Here is a 15,622-nt window from a genome sequence, read left to right as displayed (position 1 = left end):
TCATCGCTTATTCGTGCTGGTGGAGTGCGATGTCGACCAGCAGCGCGCGGTGGTCGGAGCTGGCGATGTCGAGGAAGCGGGCGCTGTTCGCGGAGAAGTCCGGGGACAGGAGGACGTGGTCGATCTGGGTGCCGAAGGTGGGGGTGAACCGCTCCGGCCAACTCGGCGTGCGGGGGTGCCCGGCCATGCGGGCCGCGTCGCGCAGGCCCGTGTCCAGGATGCGGCGGAACGCGGCATGGTCCTGGGAGGAGTTGAAGTCACCGGCCAGGATCGTGGGGGTGGTGCGGTCGGCGGCTGCGAAGGTACGGAGTCTGCCCAGCTCGCGGCGCCAGAGACCGACCTGGTTCGGCAACGGGGGCATGGGGTGCGCCAGTTGGAGCCGTACGGAATGACCGGCTACGTCTGCGACCGCGCCCGGCATGCCCATCGTGCCGTCCACGCCCTTCGTGCCCTTGAGCGGGAAGCGGCTCAGGATGACCGAACCGTGCGAACCGGCCGCCGCCACCGCCTGCCGGTACGGGAACTCGGTGCCGAAGTCCCGCGACAGCGTGGCCTGGCACCGGTACTCGCACTCCTCCACGAACACCACGTCCGGCCGCTCCCGCCGGATCACCGGCACCAGGGAGCCCGTCCCCTGCCCGAACTCGACGTTCGAGGTCAGGACGCGGAACTCGGCGATCGCCGGACCGCTCGGGTCGGCGCTCTTCCCGTACGGCTCGATGAACCACGCCATCAGGCCCAGCAGTGCGACGCCCCACACCAGTCCCAGCCGCCAGCGGGTGAAGAGGGAGAGGAGCAGGCCGACGCCGGTCGGGGCGAGCAACCAGGGGAAGAACGCGAGGAGTTGGGGGACGGGAGTGATGGCGTCCGTGTCGGCCGTGCGGCAGCCGATGACCACACTCACGCCGATGAACAGCAGCCCGGCGCACCATCGCCAGAAGCGGCGGGCGCGATGGTGTTCGGGCACGAAGTCGGCGGCGGTCCACTCGGTGGTCGCGGTGCCCACGTGCTGGCCTTCCCGTCTTGGGAGCAAGTGCCCGAATCATCCCACGTGTTGGGAGATCATTCACGTGTTCCAGGGTTATCCCACGTGTGTCAGGAACTCCCCCAGCATCTCGTTGAACTCCTCGGGGCGTTCGAGATTCGGCAGATGGGCCGCGCCCTCGATCACCCGGAGCGTGGAGTCGGGGAGCGCCGCGTGCATCGCCTCCGCGTCGGAGACGGGGGTGTAGGTGTCGTCGGCGCCCACGACCACCAGGGCCGGGACCGTGACCCGGGTCAACAGGTCGCGGTAGTCCGGGCGTTGGGCACGGGCGCGCAGGGCGGCCGCGGCGGACCCGGGGTCGGTGGCCGTCATCATGCGGTGGACGTGCGCCTTGACCCGCGGGTCCGCCGACGGCGCCACCATCCGCTCCAGCACCTCGTCGGCGTAACCGCGCATGCCCTCCCGTAGGAACTGGTCGGCCGTCGCCTCGCGGATGCGGGCCGCCTCCGGGGTGTCCGCCGACGGGAAGGTGTCGGCGAGGACCAGACCCCGGACGCGCTCCCCGAAGCGGCCGTAGCAGTCCATCGCGATCTGGCCGCCCATCGACAGCCCGGCCAGCACGAACGTCTCCACCTTCAGGTCATCCAGCAGCGCCTCGATGTCGGTCGTGAAGTCCGAGAAACGGGTGACGGTGGACGGTGAGGGAGAAGGCCCGTAGCCGCGCAGGTCGGGTGCGATGACCCGGCGGGCGGGGGAGAACGCCTCGATCTGCGGGGTCCACATCGTGTGGTCGAAGGGGTGGCCGTGGATGAGGACAAGCGGGAGATAAGGGGAAGTAAGGGGTGGCATGTGATCGACCCTAGGTCCGCTCAACTCCTCGGTGCAATAGGATCTTTGTCCTCGGTGCAATGCAATGCAATGCAATGCAATGCAGGGAAGGGATCAGGGAGGGGAGAGCGGATGGCGGACTACCGGCGGATCGCCGACCGCATCGCGGACGACATCGCCTCCGGACGGCTCCGGCCGGGCCAACGGCTGTCCCCGCAACGGGCGTTCGCCCGTCGGCACGGGATCGCGGGGTCCACGGCGGGGCGCGTCTACGCCGAACTCGTGCGCCGGGGACTGGTGGTGGGGGAGGTCGGCCGCGGCACCTTCGTGCGGGCCGCGGCGGCGGGGCCGTACGGGCAGGCGATCGTCGAGGCGGCGACCAGCGCGCCGGTGAACCTGGAGCTCAACTACCCTTCCGCGCCCGGCCAGTCGGAGCTGCTGGCCCCGGCGCTCGCGCCGCTGCTCCGCCCGGACGTGCTGACCGAGGCCCTGCGTCCGGCGGCCGCGACGGGTACGGCGGCGGCGCGCGAGGCCGCGGCCGATCTGCTCGCCACGCCCGCCTGGCGTCCCGCCCCCGACCGCGTCCTCTTCAGCGGCAACGCCCGGCAGGCCATCGCCGCGGCCCTCGCCTCCCTCGTCCGGCCGGGAGGGCGGGTCGGGGTGGAGCCCTTGACGTATCCGCTGGTCAGGGAGATCGCGGGGCGGCTCGGGGTCGTGCTGGTCGCCTTGGAGGCGGACGGGGAGGGGCTGCGCCCGGAGTCGGTCGTCGCCGCGCATCGCACCGCACCCCTCTCCGCGCTCTATCTCCAGCCGACGCTCCACAATCCGACCTCGGTGACGACCAGCGACGCGCGGAAGCGTGAAATCGGCGGTGTCGTACGGGAGTTGGGGCTGCCCGTTGTCGAGGACCGCATCTGGTCGTTCCTCCACCCGGACTCCCCCGCGCCGCTCGCCGCCTACGCGCCCGGGCTCGTCCATGTCGTGGACGGGCTGTCGAAGCGGGTCGCGCCGGGGCTCACCGTGGGCTTTCTTGTCGTGCCGGAGGGGCGGGTCGAGGCCATGGGTGCCGCCATCCGGTCGGGAGGGTGGAGTGCGGGGCGGTTCGCGCTGGAGGCCGGGGTGCGGTGGATGACCGACGGGACCGTGGCGCGGCTGGTCGACGCCAAGCGGGCGGACGCGGCGGCCCGACAGCGGCTGGTGGGCGAGGAGTTGGGCGGGTTCTCGCTACGGGCCGATCCGCTGACCTATTACGCCTGGTGGGAGCTGCCCGCGCCGTGGCGGGCCGACACCTTCACCGCCGCCGCGGCGGCGCACGGGATCGCGGTCACGCCCGGGACCGCCTTCGGCGTGGATCCGAAGGTGACCCCGGACGCGGTCAGACTTGGGCTCGCGTCGGCTGCTGTGCCCGATCTGCGGCGGGCGTTGCGGACGCTCGCCGGTCTCGCAGGAGGCGCAGGAGCAGGAACTCCCGTACGGGACGGGCGTATCGGGTGAGCCAGGCCAGCGCGGCCACCGTCAGGCCCACGCCCAGCAGCAGCCAGGCGACCTTGCGCAGGGTCGCGGTCAGGGCGTCGTAGATCGCGCCGCCCGCCGCGCCGGAGAGTTCGGCCGGAAGGTCGGCGACGGTGAAGTGGCGGCCGATCGCGAGTGCGAGGCCGAGCAGGGCGCCGCCGAGGGCCGTGCCGAGCGCGGTCGCCGTGATGGCGCGACGGCGGCGTACGGCGACGGCGATGCCGGTGACGGCGAAGACGGCGGCGGCCACGGGTAGCCAGAAGCCGGCGACCTCGAGCACGTGGAACTCCCTCCGGAGCGGGCCCAGTTCACCGGCCGGGAGTACCTCGACCCGGGTGTGCTGGACGGGGATGTTGTTCGCCAACGGGAGGTTCTCGTGGGCGAGTTGGTGTTTGACGCTGGCGGTGACGGGGGCGAGGTCGACGGTCACCGTGTCGGTCCGGCCCTCGTCCTGAAGGGCGTTCAGGACGGCGTCGTGCGTGACCCGGTTGCCCTCGTCCCAGGCCACGCGGAAGGCCTGGGTCTTGGTGAAGGAGCGCACCGCGTCGTGCACGAACGGCGCCATCACGCCCTGGGTCGCGCTCATCCGGACCCCGCCGACCCTGGCTCCGCCGACCTGGATCCCGCCGATCCGCACCTCGCGCAGGATGCCCGCGCCGACCGTGTCCGCGATCGCGTTCCGTACGGCCGGGTCCGCGGCGAGGGGTGCCATCGTCGTGACGTAGCGGCCGGAGTCGGTCAGGCCGTACGCCGCCCAGGCCGCCAGCGCGCCGAAGGGCGTGAGGAGGCAGGAGAGGGCGACGAGGACGGCCGACAGGGCGCTCCGGAGACGTGGGGGCACCTCCCCAGGACACGGCCGGGGGGCGTCTTGTGCGAGCGGGTCGGCGGTTTTTGACTGCGTATGGGTCAAATGTCGAACCGAATGGGTGGGCCGGGTCGCGGAACCCCTCGGCCGGGTCGCGGAACCCTTGGCGGAACTGGGGAGTCCGCTCTCGGGTGGAGGCTTCACCCGAACGGGTGTTTCCTGGAGCTGGGGAGAAGGAGGCCGATCATGCGCACCACTCCGGCCCTGCGGACTCTGGCCGCGGCCCTGCTCACCGGTGGCACTCTCGCCGTCGCGGCGGCGGGCACCACGGCAGCGGCAGCACCGACCACGTACGCCGAAGGACATGGCGGTGGCGGCGGTGGCGGCAGTCCGATCTGGGGCACCATCGTGTCCCGCACGGAACTGAACGTGCGGGAGTCGCCCACCACCCACTCACCCGTCGTCGCCGCGCTCTCACCCGGCAGTCAGGACCGCGTCCAATGCGTGGTCAGGGGACAGAGCGTCAACGGGAATCCCGACTGGTACTGGCTCGTCGGCGCGCAGGCCTGGGCCAGCGCCGCGTTCGTCGACACCGGCGGCCAGGGCGTGCCGTCCTGCTCGGACCCGTGTCCGGGCTGGCGCGACGGCGGCAACTCCAACTCGGGCGACTCCAACTGGAACAACGACCCGAACTGGAACGACAACAACTCCTCGTGGAGCACCTCGGCCTCCGGGTCGTGGAGCGCCTCGGGCACGTGGAGCTGGAGCTCCTCCGGTTCGTCGACCGGCGGCGGCATCTGGAACTGGGCGCCGTAGGGAGGCAGTAGGCACTACGTGGGCCCCGGCACCAACTCGGTGCCGGGGCCCACGTGTTGCTGTCCGTGCGGGTCAGCGGATGCGGTTGCCCTCTCCGTCCTCGCGTGTGTAGTAGCGGTAGAAGAAGACCAGGAAGACGGCCGCCGTGGTCGCGAGACCGATGGCCGCGGAGCGCAGCACGCTCTCGCCGGTCTGGCTGTAGAGGAAGCCGAGCGCCGCGCCCGCGAAGGCGGACTTGACCAGCGAGTGCAGTTCGCGCTTCAGCAGCGGCGCGAACTGCGCCACCGCCAGGCACAGCACGATGAACGCGAGCGCCGTGACGAAGCCGAACAGGATGTTCCAGCCGGTGATGGGGCCGCCGCTGCGACGGTTGGCCGCCGCCCAGTAGCCGTAGACGAGTCCCAGGACGACCGGGATCGCGACTTTCGCCACGCGGTGGACGCGTGCGTCGAAGATGTCGGGCAGATTGCTCGTGAATCCGCCCCGGCCGGTGGTGTTGCCCTGGCCGGTCATTCCGCCGGGCGTGGGTGCCGCATGAGCCATGAGAGCACTCCTCTCTCTCCCCGTACTACCAATGCACACCCCGGCGGAGGCGGTGGCAAGTCGGCGTGCGGCCTCCGTTGCGGCGTGTTTCGCTGGGGCGCATGAAGCTCGTACTCTTCGGCGCCACCGGCATGGTCGGCAGCCGGATCGCGACGGAGGCGTCGGCCCGCGGCCACCAGGTCCTGGCGGTCAGCCGCTCCGGTCAGTCGCCCGTCCCCGGGGTCACCGCCACGGCGGCCGACGCGACGGACCCGGCGAAGGTGGCCGAGGTCGCGCGCGGCGCCGACGCCGTCGCCTCCGCGTGCGTGCCGCCCCGCGACGGCAGCGATCCGCGCGGCCCCTTCCTCGCCCTGAACGAGGCCCTCGTGGCGGGCGTCCGCGCGGCCGGTGTCGGACGGCTCCTGGTGGTCGGCGGCGCCGGCGGCCTGGAGGTCGCCCCCGGCCAGGCCCTCAGCGACCAGCCCGGCTTCCCCGAGGCCTACCTCCCGGAGGCCCGCGCCCACCGCGACGTCCTCGCCTACTACCGCTCCCTCGACGACGGCCTCGACTGGACGTACGTCTCCCCCGCCGCCGAGATCGCCCCGGGGACCCGTACCGGGCGCTTCCGCGTCGACGGGGACCAGTTCATGACCGACGACCAGGGCCGCAGCTTCATCAGCGCCGAGGACTACGCGGTCGCCTTCGTCGACGAGCTGGAGCGGCACGAGCACCCGCGCACCCGGATGTCGGTCGCATACTGACACCGTGAGCGGCCGCGGACACAGACCGGTGCGCTACGGCGCCCTCGGGCGCTCCCCGCTCGACGGCGACCCCGAGGCGATCCGGCGGCAGCATCTGCTGCGGGTGCGCGGGCGCAGCGTGGCCTGGATACCCCCGCTGCTGGTGCTCGTCAGCATCCTGCTGGTCGACTGGTACACCGGCGGCGAGTTCCGGACCGTCTCGTGGATCGTGCTCGTGCCCGGGATCGCCGCGGCGATCTGCGGGGTGCGGGGCACGGCCGTGTTCGCGGTGCTGGGCCTGGCCACCTACGTCCTCGCCGACCACGCCTGGCCGCGCCAGTACCAGACCGGGCTGCCCGACTTCATCCTCGTCGGCGTCGGCGGCGCCCTCGCCGTCCTGGCCTGTGTGGTCCGGGTCCGCGGCGAACGCCGGATGCTGCGCATGCGGGACGTCGCCGAGACCACCCGCCGCACGCTGCTGCGCCCGCTGCCGCCCGGCTGGGGCGGCCTCGACCACGCGGCCGTCTATCTCGCCGCGGACGCCTTCGCCCGCGTCGGCGGCGACTTCTACGACATCCAGCCCGGCCCGCACGGCACCCGCGCCCTCGTCGGTGACGTCCAGGGCAAGGGGCTCGGCGCGGTGGAGGCGGCGGCCGCGCTGCTCGGCACGTTCCGCGAGGCGGGGTACCACGAGCGGGAGCTCGCGACCGTCGCCGCGCGGCTGGAGACCCGGATCCACCGGCACGGGCTGCATCTCGCCGCCCTCGACCGCGAGGACGACGACCGCATCGACCGGTTCGCGACAGCCATCCTGCTGAGCTTCCCCGTCGCCGAACCGGACACCGTCGAGGTCGTCAACTTCGGCCACGAACCCCCGCTCGTGGTCGGCCCGCACGGCGTACGGTCGCTGCCGCCCGGGCACGGACTCCCGCTCGGCCTGGGCGAGTTGGCCCACATGGACGGGCCGCCGCCGACGGTCCGGATCACCCTCGCGCCCGGTGAGACCCTCCTCGTGGTCACCGACGGCGTGACGGAGGCGCGGGACGGGGCGGGCGTCTTCTACCCGCTCAAGTCCCTGGTCACGGAAGGGGTGTTGGCGGATCCGCACCTCGCCGACCCGGACCGGCTCGTCGCCTACGTCCGTGACGGCACCCTGCGCCACAGCGGCGGACATCTCGCCGACGACACCACGATCTTCGCGGTACGGCGGTCCTGACATCACCCTTTGCGACAGCAGAGGTTGAGCAGAGGTTACGGTGCTGAGGTACGAAGTGAATGATGTGATCGCTGTGTTGGACGGTTCGGGGGAGGGCGTATGCCTGGAACGGTGTTGCTGCTCGCGGCCTCGCCGGTGGGCAGGGGGCGCCTGGTGGACGCGGCGTCGGTACTCCCCGTGCTCGCGGCCGTCGACCCAGCCGTGCTGTCCGGCGCGGACACCGCCAACGTTGTCGAACTCGCCGACCCGTTGGAGCCGCAGGCCGTACTGACCCGGTTGCGGGCCGCCGCCACGGCACCGGGTCCGTTGACCGTGTTCGTCACCGGCCAGCTCCAACTCGACCGGAAACAGCACCTTCCGCATCTGGCGCTGGCGCGTACGACTCCGGCGACCGTCCGGTACACCGCGTTCCCGTGGGCCTGGGTCCGGGAGGAGCTGCGGTTGCGGGCACCGGGGACGACGACGTTGCTGCTCGACCTGCACGCGGACGCGGAGACCTGGCAGTGGCTGCGCACGCATCCGCTCGACTCGGGCCGTACGAACGCCGTTTACGGTCGCATCGCACCGCCTCCCGCTCGGCGGGTGGTGGCTGTGCCGTCGTACATGAAGGCGGTCGCGACGATTCTGCGCAGTGGGTGGCGGCCGCCGGTTGAGCAGTTGCATCAGCAGGCGGTGGAGAGGCTGGGGGCGGAGGCGTATGCGGATGTGGTGTTGTCCGCGGCGGGTGTTGCTGTGCCGGGGAGCGTGGGGGCGGGCGTCCCTGGGGGCTCCGCCCCCAGACCCCCGTCGGCCCTGAAGGGGCCTCGTCCTCAAACGCCGGACGGGCTGGATTTTGCCGGCCTCAGTCGAAACAGCACAGGCCGGCAGCAGAGCGCCGACCCTCACAGCGCCATCACGGATGCCGTCCAAGCCGGTCGTCACGCCGACGCCGACGCTCTCGCCGCCGAGCACGAACAAGCCGCCGTACGCGCCCACGGCACGGGTTCCGAAGAAGCGCTGCACTGGATCGAAGTGCGGGCCGATCTGGCGATGTTGGCCGGGGATCCGGTGCGGAGTTGCCGAGCCTGGCTCGCGGTGGCTGCGGCGCGGCTGGCCGCCGGGCAGGCGCCCGGCACAGCTGCCGTCGAGGCGGCCGTGGACCGGGCTCATCATCAGTGGGGGCAGATCCACGACCCCGCGACCGCCCGTGAACTCGGCCTCACGCTCGCCGAGTTGAGGAGCCGGGTGCCGGGGCGTCGCGCGGGCGCGCTGGACCACGTACGGAAGCAGTTGCTGCAACTCCAGCCGCAGGGCTAGGCAGACCGGACGCTCACGGGGAATCCGTGCGGTCCAACTCCACCTGCAGGGCTGTCATCTGCATGTCCAGGGCGAACTCGAAGCGCTCGTCGAAGGTGCCGGCGACGACGTAGGCGGAGGCCTTGCGCAGGGCCGGGAACGTGTCGTCGTCGAAGGCCAGCACGGGGTGGGCCGCGTCGGCGGACTGGGCCTGTTGTTCCTGGGTGATGCCCAGGATCAGGTAGAACACGGTCCAGTTCGCCCAGGCCGCTGTCCGGGGTGGGAAACCCGCGTCCAGGAGAGTCTGGATCATCGTGTCGGCCAACCTGTACGTGTTGGTCTCCGTGGTCGAGAGACCTGCGAGCAGGCGTGCTCCGTCGCGGTGGGCCAGGAGGGCTTGCCGGCACCAGCGGGCGAGGGTGCGGACGCGGTCCTCCCACTGCGGGGGGAGGGTGTCGACGTCCAGTCCCGCGAGGATGGCGTCCGACATGAGGACGAGCAGGCGCTGCTTGTTCTCCGCGTGCCAGCGGACGGTGTTGTGCTGCACGCCCAGCCGGTCCGCGACGGCGCGCATGGTCACCTTGTCCAGGCCCTGCTCGTCGAGCACGTCGAGTGCCGCGTCGACGACCGCCGTACGGCTGATGCCCATGGTGCGCCTTCCTCCGTGACGTCCTTCGCGACTGCCCTCGCGACTCCTCTTGTCCGGTGGCCAACAATATAGCCGCACGCTCTTGTCCACTGGACAAGAGAGCGTTACCGTTCAGTGCCCGAGAGGTGAGGAGTGCGCTGTGTTCCTGGATCCTGAGTTTCTTCCGGTTTATGAGTCGCTGCCGGAGATGGACGTGTTCGCCGATGTGCAGGGATCCCGCGCGGCCCTGCTCGCGGCCAGCGGTGACGGCAAGTCGGACGGCGAGGTGAACGTCGAGGACCGCGAGATCACCGTGGAGGGCGTGGACGGGCACGCGCTGAGCCTGCGGATCTACACCCCCGTGTCCCGGAGCACCGCTCCGCTGCCCGTGGCGGTCTGGATCCACGGGGGCGGGTTCGTCCTCGGCGGGCCCAACGCGGAGGACGCCACCTGCCGACGGCTGACCGCGGAGCTGGGCATCGCCGTCGTCGCCCCGGACTACCGGCTCGCCCCCGAGAACCCCTACCCCGCCGCGTTCGACGACTGCTACGCCGCCCTGCGCTGGGTCGTCGACGAGGCGGACGCCCTGGGCGTCGACGCAACGAGGCTGGCCCTGGGCGGGCACTCCGCCGGCGCCGCCCTGGTCGCGGCCGTGGCCCTCGCCGCGCGCGACCGGCAGGGGCCGCGGATCAGGTACCTCCACCTCGGCTACCCGGTCCTCGACGACCGCCTGGAGACCGGGTCGGCCCGGGCTGTCACCGACCCGAAGCTCTTCAACCGCCAAGGGGCGGCGGCCGGTTGGGAGTTCTACCTCCAGGGGAGCGACCCGGAGGCCGGTTACGCCGTACCGGCCCGGGCGAAGGACCTGAGCGACCTGCCGCCCGCCTACATCCTGGCCGACGGGGTCGATCCGGCCCGGGACGAGGCGCTGGAGTTCGCCGCCCGGCTGAGCGCGGCCGGCAACTCCGTCGAGCTCCACCTCGTACCCGGCGTACCGCACATGTTCGACGTCCTGGCCCCCGCCATCCGCGCGAGCCGCCGGGCCGTGGCGGCCTGGACGACCGCGTTCGCCCACGGGATCGGAGCGTCATGAGCCCGCAGGTCGCCAAGAGCCAGCAGGTCGCCACGAGTCGGGAGGTCGCCATGAATCAACAGGTCGTCATCGCGGGAGCGGGTCCCGTCGGGCTCTGGCTGGCCGCGGAGCTGCGGCTCGCCGGGATCACGGTCACCGTCGTGGAGCCGCGACTTGAGCCCGATCCGAAGTCCAAGGCGCTCACCGTCCACCCCCGCACCATCGAGCTGCTGGCCTCCCGCGGCCTGGAGAAGCCCTTCCTCGAAGAGGGCCTGCACATCCCCAGCGGGCACTTCGCGGTCCTCGACAGCCGCCTCGACTTCGGCCTGCTGGAGACCGGCTACCCCTTCACCCTGGCGCTGCTCCAGTGCCGTACCGAGGAACTCTTCGAGATCCACGCCCGGGCGGCCGGCGCGGACATCCGCCGCGGCCACCGCGTCACCGGCCTGACCGAGACTCCCGACTCGGTCACCGTGCACATCGAGGGCCCCGACGGCCCGTACGACGAGGAAGCGCTCTACGTCGCCGGTTGCGACGGCACCCGCAGCACGGTCCGTACCAGCGCCCAAATCCCTTACCCGGGCGACGACTTCACCGTGCTGGGCTTCCTCGGCGACGTCGTCCTGGACGAGCCGCCGCCCGGTGCGGCGTTCAGCAAGACCGGCATCGACGGGCTCGTCATGATCGTCGCGCTGCCGGGCGGCCTGCACCGCGTCGTGGGCACCGTGCCCGCCGACGTCCGCACCGACTGGCCCGGCGACCTCACCCTGGAGGAACTGCGGGCGAACGTCCGGCAGGTCACGGGCACCGACTTCGGCCTGCACTCGCCGACTTGGCTGTCCCGCTACGGCAACACCAGCCGCCAGGCGGAGAGTTACGTCAAGGGCCGGGTGGTCCTCGCCGGCGACGCCGCGCACCAGCACATGCCCGCGGGCGGGGTGGGGCTCAACGTCGGCGTCCAGGACGCCACCAACCTCGGCTGGAAACTCGCGGCCACCATCCAGGGCCGGGCGCCGGCGGGCCTGCTCGACACGTACCACGACGAGCGCCACCCGGTCGGCGCGGACCTGCTGGAGCACACCCGCGCCCAGACGGCCCTGATCGCCGCGTTCACCCCCGACGGCCAGCGACTGCGTTCGCTGCTCAGCCAACTCGTCGCCGAACAGCCGTCGTTGAGCCGGACCCTCGCCGAGCGGCTGTCCGGCCTGCACGTCGCCTACGACGCCCCCACCGCCGACGCGCACCCGCTCACCGGCCGACGAGCGCCCGACCTCGCCTTCACCGACGGCGGCGACACGGTGTTCGCCCTGCTCCGGACCGCCCACCACGTCCTGCTCGACCTGCGCGGCCCCCACGACGACCGGGCAACGCCCCTGGCCACCACCGAGGACGGCCCCTTGGTCACCCGCACGGGCACGCTCACCGGGGACCACGCTCCCTGGGCCCAGGTCAGCGCGGCGCTGATCCGCCCCGACGGGCACGTGGCCTGGGCGACCGAGGAGAACGACCCCGGAAAACTCACGACCGCCACCCGCGAGGCCCTCGACCGGGCCGGCCTCACCGGCGCCGACCGGTGACGGTCCCGGCCGCCACGACCCAACTCGCCCTCTCCACAACGCCCTTGGGAGCACACATGTCCGCGGAGATGATCAACCCCCCGACGCTCGCCCCGCCCGTCATGAACCTCTACACGCAGGTCGTCGCCGCGACCGGCACCCGGTTCGTGGCCATCGCCGGGCAGGTCGCCATCGACGCCGAAGGCCGGCTCGTCGGCCCCGGCGACTTCGCCGCCCAGGCCGAACAGGTCTTCCGCAACCTCCGGGCCGCGCTCGAAGCGGCCGGTGCCACCCCGGCGGACCTGGTCAAGATGACGATCCATGTCGTGGGCCACCGCCCCGAGATGATCGACACAGTCTTCACCGCCGGCAGCAAGGCCTTCGACGGCGAGTGGCCGCTGCCGGCCAGCACGTACCTCGGCGTCGAGGCGCTAGGCCTGCCGGAATGGCTCATCGAGGTCGACGGCTACGCGGTCATCGCCTGACGCGGAGCCAATCCCGCACGGCCCACCCCGGCGACCGCGCCTACTACTTCACCGTCAGCATCTCCAACGCGCCCGACACCAGGGTCCGTACACCCGGGACGACCGTCACCAGGTCGGGTGCGAAGTTCGGGCTGTGGTTGCTGGGGACGGCGTGGAACTTCTCCATCAGGTCCGTGCCGGGCGCCGCGTCCCACACGTCCGCCGGGGTGCTCGTCACGAACCAGTAGGAGTACGGGACGCCCTCCGGCACCAGCCGGGGAAAGTCCTCGCTGCCCGTCGCCGGGCCGGGGTCGAAGACCGTGCCCGCGCCGAGGACCTCGGTGTGCACGGCGGCGATGCGGCGGTCGGTGTCCGCGTCGTTGACCATCGTCGGGAGGCTGGTGCCGATGGTCACCTCGGGCTCGCGCGGGCACCCCGCGGCGAGGCACTCGCCGGACGCGATACGGCGGATCGCGGCGATCATCCGCTCCCGCACGTCGTCGGACTGGGTGCGCAGGTTGAGGGAGATCCGGGCCTCGGTCGGGATGATGTTGTGCCGGGTGCCCGCCTCGATCCGGCCCACCGTCAGGACGGCGGAGTCACGGGCCGCGATCTCCCGGGAGACGACCGTCTGCAGGCGGGTCACCAGGTACGCGGCCGTGACGACCGGGTCGACCGTGGCCTCGGGCCGGGAGCCGTGGCCGCCGAGACCGTGGACGACGATGTCGATGTCCGTCGAGGCCGACATGATCAGACCGGGCACGTGCGGGTAGAACCCGGCGGGCCCCGGCGCCGCGTGCTGGGCGAGCAGCACGTCCGGACGCGGGACGCGCTCGTACAGCCCGTCGGCCACCATCGCCGCCGCACCCGAACCCGTCTCCTCCGCGGGCTGCCCCACCAGCACCAGCGTCCCCGACCAGGTGTCCCGCCCGGCGGCCAGCGCCTGGGCCGCGCCCGCCAGCCAGGTCACGTGCAGGTCGTGCCCGCAGGCGTGCATCGCGCCGGGGACGGAGGACTCGTACGACAGCCCCGTCTCCTCCTGCACCGGCAGCGCGTCCATGTCGGCGCGCAGCAGCACGGTCGGGCCGTCGCCGTTGCGGAGCACCCCGGCGACACCGGTGCCGCCGATGCCCTCGACGGTGTCGTAGCCCGCCTTGGTGAGACGTTCGGCGAGCTTCGCGGCCGTGCGGTGCTCGCGGCCGGACAGCTCAGGGTGCCGGTGCAGGTCCCGGTAGAAGTCCTCCAGGTCGGGGACCGGGAGGTCGGCGGTGAGGTCGAGTGCGGTGCGCGCGGCGGGCGAAGCGGCGGGGGAAGTGGTCACGGGGGCAGCGTATGCGCGCCGGATGTGCGTACGGGAGCCCCGGCGGGGACCGGTATGGACGATGCCACGCCCCTCCCACCAGGGCGATCAGTCCCGTTGTAAGGACATGGGTGGACCCGCGTCACCCACACGTCACCCAGGGGCAACCCCGCCGTTCCCTGATCATCCGTATGGTCGTCGCTCCGGATGTCGCTTTCGTCAGGTCTACGGAGGTACGCGCATGGGTCGTCCCGAGCGACCGGTCGACCCGGGGGCGGGTGCCGTGCAGGGGCTCGCGCACGCGTTGCGGGAACTGCGCCAGGCCGCGGGCGGACCGTCGTACCGGACGATGGCGAAGGCGGCGGGTTTCTCGGCGACCACGCTGTCCCAGGCCGCGGCCGGCGAACGGCTGCCGACGCTCGCCGTGGTCGAGGGGTACGTGCGGGCCTGCGACGGCGACCCGGGCGAGTGGGGCCCGCGCTGGAAGGAGGCCGAGGCGGAGGCGAACCGCGCCGCCGAGGCGACGGACCCGGACGACAACAGCCCGGCACCGCCGTACCGTGGCCTCGCCCGCTTCGAACCCGCCGACCGGCACCTCTTCTTCGGCCGCGACCGGGTCATCGCCGACCTCCACGCGCTGGTCCGCGACCACCGTTTCGCGGTCCTGTTCGGCCCGTCGGGAAGCGGCAAGTCGTCGCTGCTGCGGGCAGGCCTGATCGCATGCCTCCAGGAGGAGATAGCGTCCGGCACCTGCCCGGCGAGGCTGCGCATCCTGACCCCCGGCCCGACCCCCGCCACCACCTACGCCCACCTCCTCACCCCCGCCCCCGCCGAACCGGAGAGCTGGGTGGTGGTCGACCAGTTCGAGGAGATCTTCACCCTCTGCCACGACCCGGCCGAACGCTCCCGTTTCATCGACCTGCTGCTGGCCGCCCGCGCCGAGGACACCCGCCTGCGCGTCCTGGTCTCCGTCCGCGCCGACTTCTACGCCCGCTGCGCCGAACACCGAGGCCTGGCCGACGCGCTGCACCGGGCCGCGCTGCTGCTCGGTCCGATGACGGCGGAGGAGTTGCGCGAGGCGGTGGTGGGCCCGGCCCAGGCGGTCGGCTGCCTGGTCGAACGCACCCTGACCGCCCGCCTGTTGGAGGAGATCCTCGACGAACCCGGCGGCCTCCCGATGCTCTCCCACGCCCTCGCGGAAACCTGGCGCCGCCGCAAGGGCCGCCTCCTGACCCTGTCCGGCTACGAGGCGGCAGGCGGGGTGAGGGGCGCGATCGCCGCAACAGCGGAACAGGTCTACGGCACCCTGTCTCCCACCGAGTCCACCACAGCCCGCCACCTCCTCCTCCGCATGGTCGTCCCCGGCCAGGGCACCCCGGACACCCGCCGCCCCCTGACCCGCACGGAGTTGTCGGACTGGCCGAACCCAGCGATCCCGGCGGTCCTGGAACGCCTCACCCGAGCCCGCCTCCTCACCGCCGACGAGACCGGCGTCCACCTCGCCCACGAGGCCCTGATCACCTGCTGGCCCCGCCTCCACAACTGGATAGAACAGGACCGCGAACGCCTACGCCACCACCGCATGCTGACCGAAGCAACCCGCACCTGGCTCGACCACGACCAAGACCCAGGCACCCTCTACCGGGGAACACGCCTGTCCCGAGCGGAGGAGTTGTTCGGCGAGGACCTGGCGGCCAACGCCGAAGACGGTACGACCGCCCTCCCGACCACCCCCCTCCCGACCACCCCCTTCACGACCAACCCCCTCAGCGGCAACCCCCTAAGGGGCGCGGGGAACTGCGCGACCAGCCCCCACGCACCCGCACCCGCCACCCATCCCAAGCCCCCCACCCCCCTCAGGGGCGCGGGGAACTGCGCGACCAGCCCCCACGAACCCGCACCC

At 72.4% G+C, this 15,622-nt stretch carries 15 protein-coding genes; 9 read left to right on the top strand and 6 right to left on the bottom strand.

Annotated features, from left to right (window positions below):
* Positions 1 to 7 precede the first annotated feature (7 nt).
* Positions 8 to 1,006 (bottom strand): endonuclease/exonuclease/phosphatase family protein, encoded by a 999-nt coding sequence (locus tag OO69_RS36975; RefSeq protein ID WP_033285298.1) that lies wholly within the window; start codon positions 1,004 to 1,006, stop codon positions 8 to 10.
* Between the two features lie 75 nt (positions 1,007 to 1,081).
* A complete protein-coding gene (locus tag OO69_RS36970) occupies positions 1,082 to 1,834 on the bottom strand; it encodes an alpha/beta fold hydrolase (RefSeq protein WP_033285297.1) in 753 nt (250 codons plus the stop codon).
* 111 nt (positions 1,835 to 1,945) lie between these two features.
* On the opposite strand from OO69_RS36970, the gene OO69_RS50740 reads away from it, so the two are divergent.
* Positions 1,946 to 3,307, top strand: coding sequence for a PLP-dependent aminotransferase family protein (locus OO69_RS50740; protein WP_078652734.1), 1,362 nt, complete (start codon positions 1,946 to 1,948; stop codon positions 3,305 to 3,307).
* Here the strand turns inward: OO69_RS50740 and OO69_RS52165 are convergent.
* Positions 3,189 to 4,166 carry a hypothetical protein gene (locus OO69_RS52165; protein WP_033285295.1) on the bottom strand — a complete coding sequence of 326 codons (978 nt, stop codon included), beginning with the start codon at positions 4,164 to 4,166 and terminating at the stop codon, positions 3,189 to 3,191. The two genes, OO69_RS50740 and OO69_RS52165, sit on opposite strands and share 119 nt — an antisense overlap.
* A gap of 210 nt (positions 4,167 to 4,376) precedes the next feature.
* Here OO69_RS52165 and OO69_RS36955 point away from each other — a divergent pair, with 210 nt between their 5' ends.
* A complete protein-coding gene (locus OO69_RS36955; protein ID WP_033285294.1) occupies positions 4,377 to 4,946 on the top strand; it encodes a hypothetical protein in 570 nt (189 codons plus the stop codon).
* Between the two features lie 72 nt (positions 4,947 to 5,018).
* On the opposite strand, the gene OO69_RS36950 is transcribed toward OO69_RS36955, so the two are convergent.
* A complete protein-coding gene (locus tag OO69_RS36950) occupies positions 5,019 to 5,489 on the bottom strand; it encodes a hypothetical protein (protein WP_051801483.1) in 471 nt (156 codons plus the stop codon).
* Between the two features lie 101 nt (positions 5,490 to 5,590).
* Between OO69_RS36950 and OO69_RS36945 the strand changes: the two genes are divergently transcribed.
* The 3 genes from OO69_RS36945 (at position 5,591) to OO69_RS36935 (ending at position 8,720) form a co-directional block, all read left to right on the top strand.
* Positions 5,591 to 6,229, top strand: coding sequence for an NAD(P)-dependent oxidoreductase (locus OO69_RS36945; RefSeq protein ID WP_033285293.1), 639 nt, complete (start codon positions 5,591 to 5,593; stop codon positions 6,227 to 6,229).
* 4 nt (positions 6,230 to 6,233) lie between these two features.
* Complete coding sequence (locus OO69_RS36940) at positions 6,234 to 7,424, top strand: PP2C family protein-serine/threonine phosphatase (protein ID WP_033285292.1); 1,191 nt, start codon at positions 6,234 to 6,236, stop codon at positions 7,422 to 7,424.
* Between the two features lie 99 nt (positions 7,425 to 7,523).
* The gene (locus OO69_RS36935; RefSeq protein WP_033285291.1) at positions 7,524 to 8,720 is read left to right on the top strand and encodes a hypothetical protein; all 1,197 of its coding nucleotides are present in this window, start codon (positions 7,524 to 7,526) and stop codon (positions 8,718 to 8,720) included.
* A gap of 13 nt (positions 8,721 to 8,733) precedes the next feature.
* On the opposite strand, the gene OO69_RS36930 is transcribed toward OO69_RS36935, so the two are convergent.
* Positions 8,734 to 9,348, bottom strand: coding sequence for a TetR/AcrR family transcriptional regulator C-terminal domain-containing protein (locus tag OO69_RS36930; protein WP_033285290.1), 615 nt, complete (start codon positions 9,346 to 9,348; stop codon positions 8,734 to 8,736).
* Positions 9,349 to 9,487: 139 nt separating this feature from the next.
* Here OO69_RS36930 and OO69_RS36925 point away from each other — a divergent pair, with 139 nt between their 5' ends.
* The 3 genes from OO69_RS36925 to OO69_RS36915 are packed head-to-tail and all read left to right on the top strand — an operon-like array spanning position 9,488 to position 12,440.
* Positions 9,488 to 10,420 (top strand): alpha/beta hydrolase, encoded by a 933-nt coding sequence (locus OO69_RS36925; RefSeq protein ID WP_033285289.1) that lies wholly within the window; start codon positions 9,488 to 9,490, stop codon positions 10,418 to 10,420.
* Entirely contained in the window at positions 10,417 to 11,976 is a 1,560-nt protein-coding gene (locus OO69_RS36920; RefSeq protein ID WP_234444632.1) for an FAD-dependent monooxygenase, read from the top strand. The genes OO69_RS36925 and OO69_RS36920 overlap by 4 nt, the downstream gene beginning before the upstream one ends.
* 56 nt (positions 11,977 to 12,032) lie before the next feature.
* A complete protein-coding gene (locus OO69_RS36915) occupies positions 12,033 to 12,440 on the top strand; it encodes a RidA family protein (RefSeq protein ID WP_033285288.1) in 408 nt (135 codons plus the stop codon).
* A gap of 43 nt (positions 12,441 to 12,483) precedes the next feature.
* On the opposite strand, the gene OO69_RS36910 is transcribed toward OO69_RS36915, so the two are convergent.
* Entirely contained in the window at positions 12,484 to 13,740 is a 1,257-nt protein-coding gene (locus OO69_RS36910) for an amidohydrolase (protein ID WP_033285287.1), read from the bottom strand.
* A 220-nt stretch (positions 13,741 to 13,960) separates the two neighbouring features.
* On the opposite strand from OO69_RS36910, the gene OO69_RS36905 reads away from it, so the two are divergent.
* Positions 13,961 to 15,622 (top strand): XRE family transcriptional regulator (locus OO69_RS36905; protein WP_234444631.1); only part of this gene is annotated, 1,662 nt, incomplete at its 3' end.

The organism is Streptomyces sp. NRRL F-525 (assembly GCF_000716605.1).
In the GTDB taxonomy this organism is placed as follows: Bacteria; Actinomycetota; Actinomycetes; order Streptomycetales; family Streptomycetaceae; genus Streptomyces.
The sequence above is the reverse complement of the archived record's forward strand: the minus strand, read 5'-3'. Positions and strand labels throughout refer to the sequence as shown.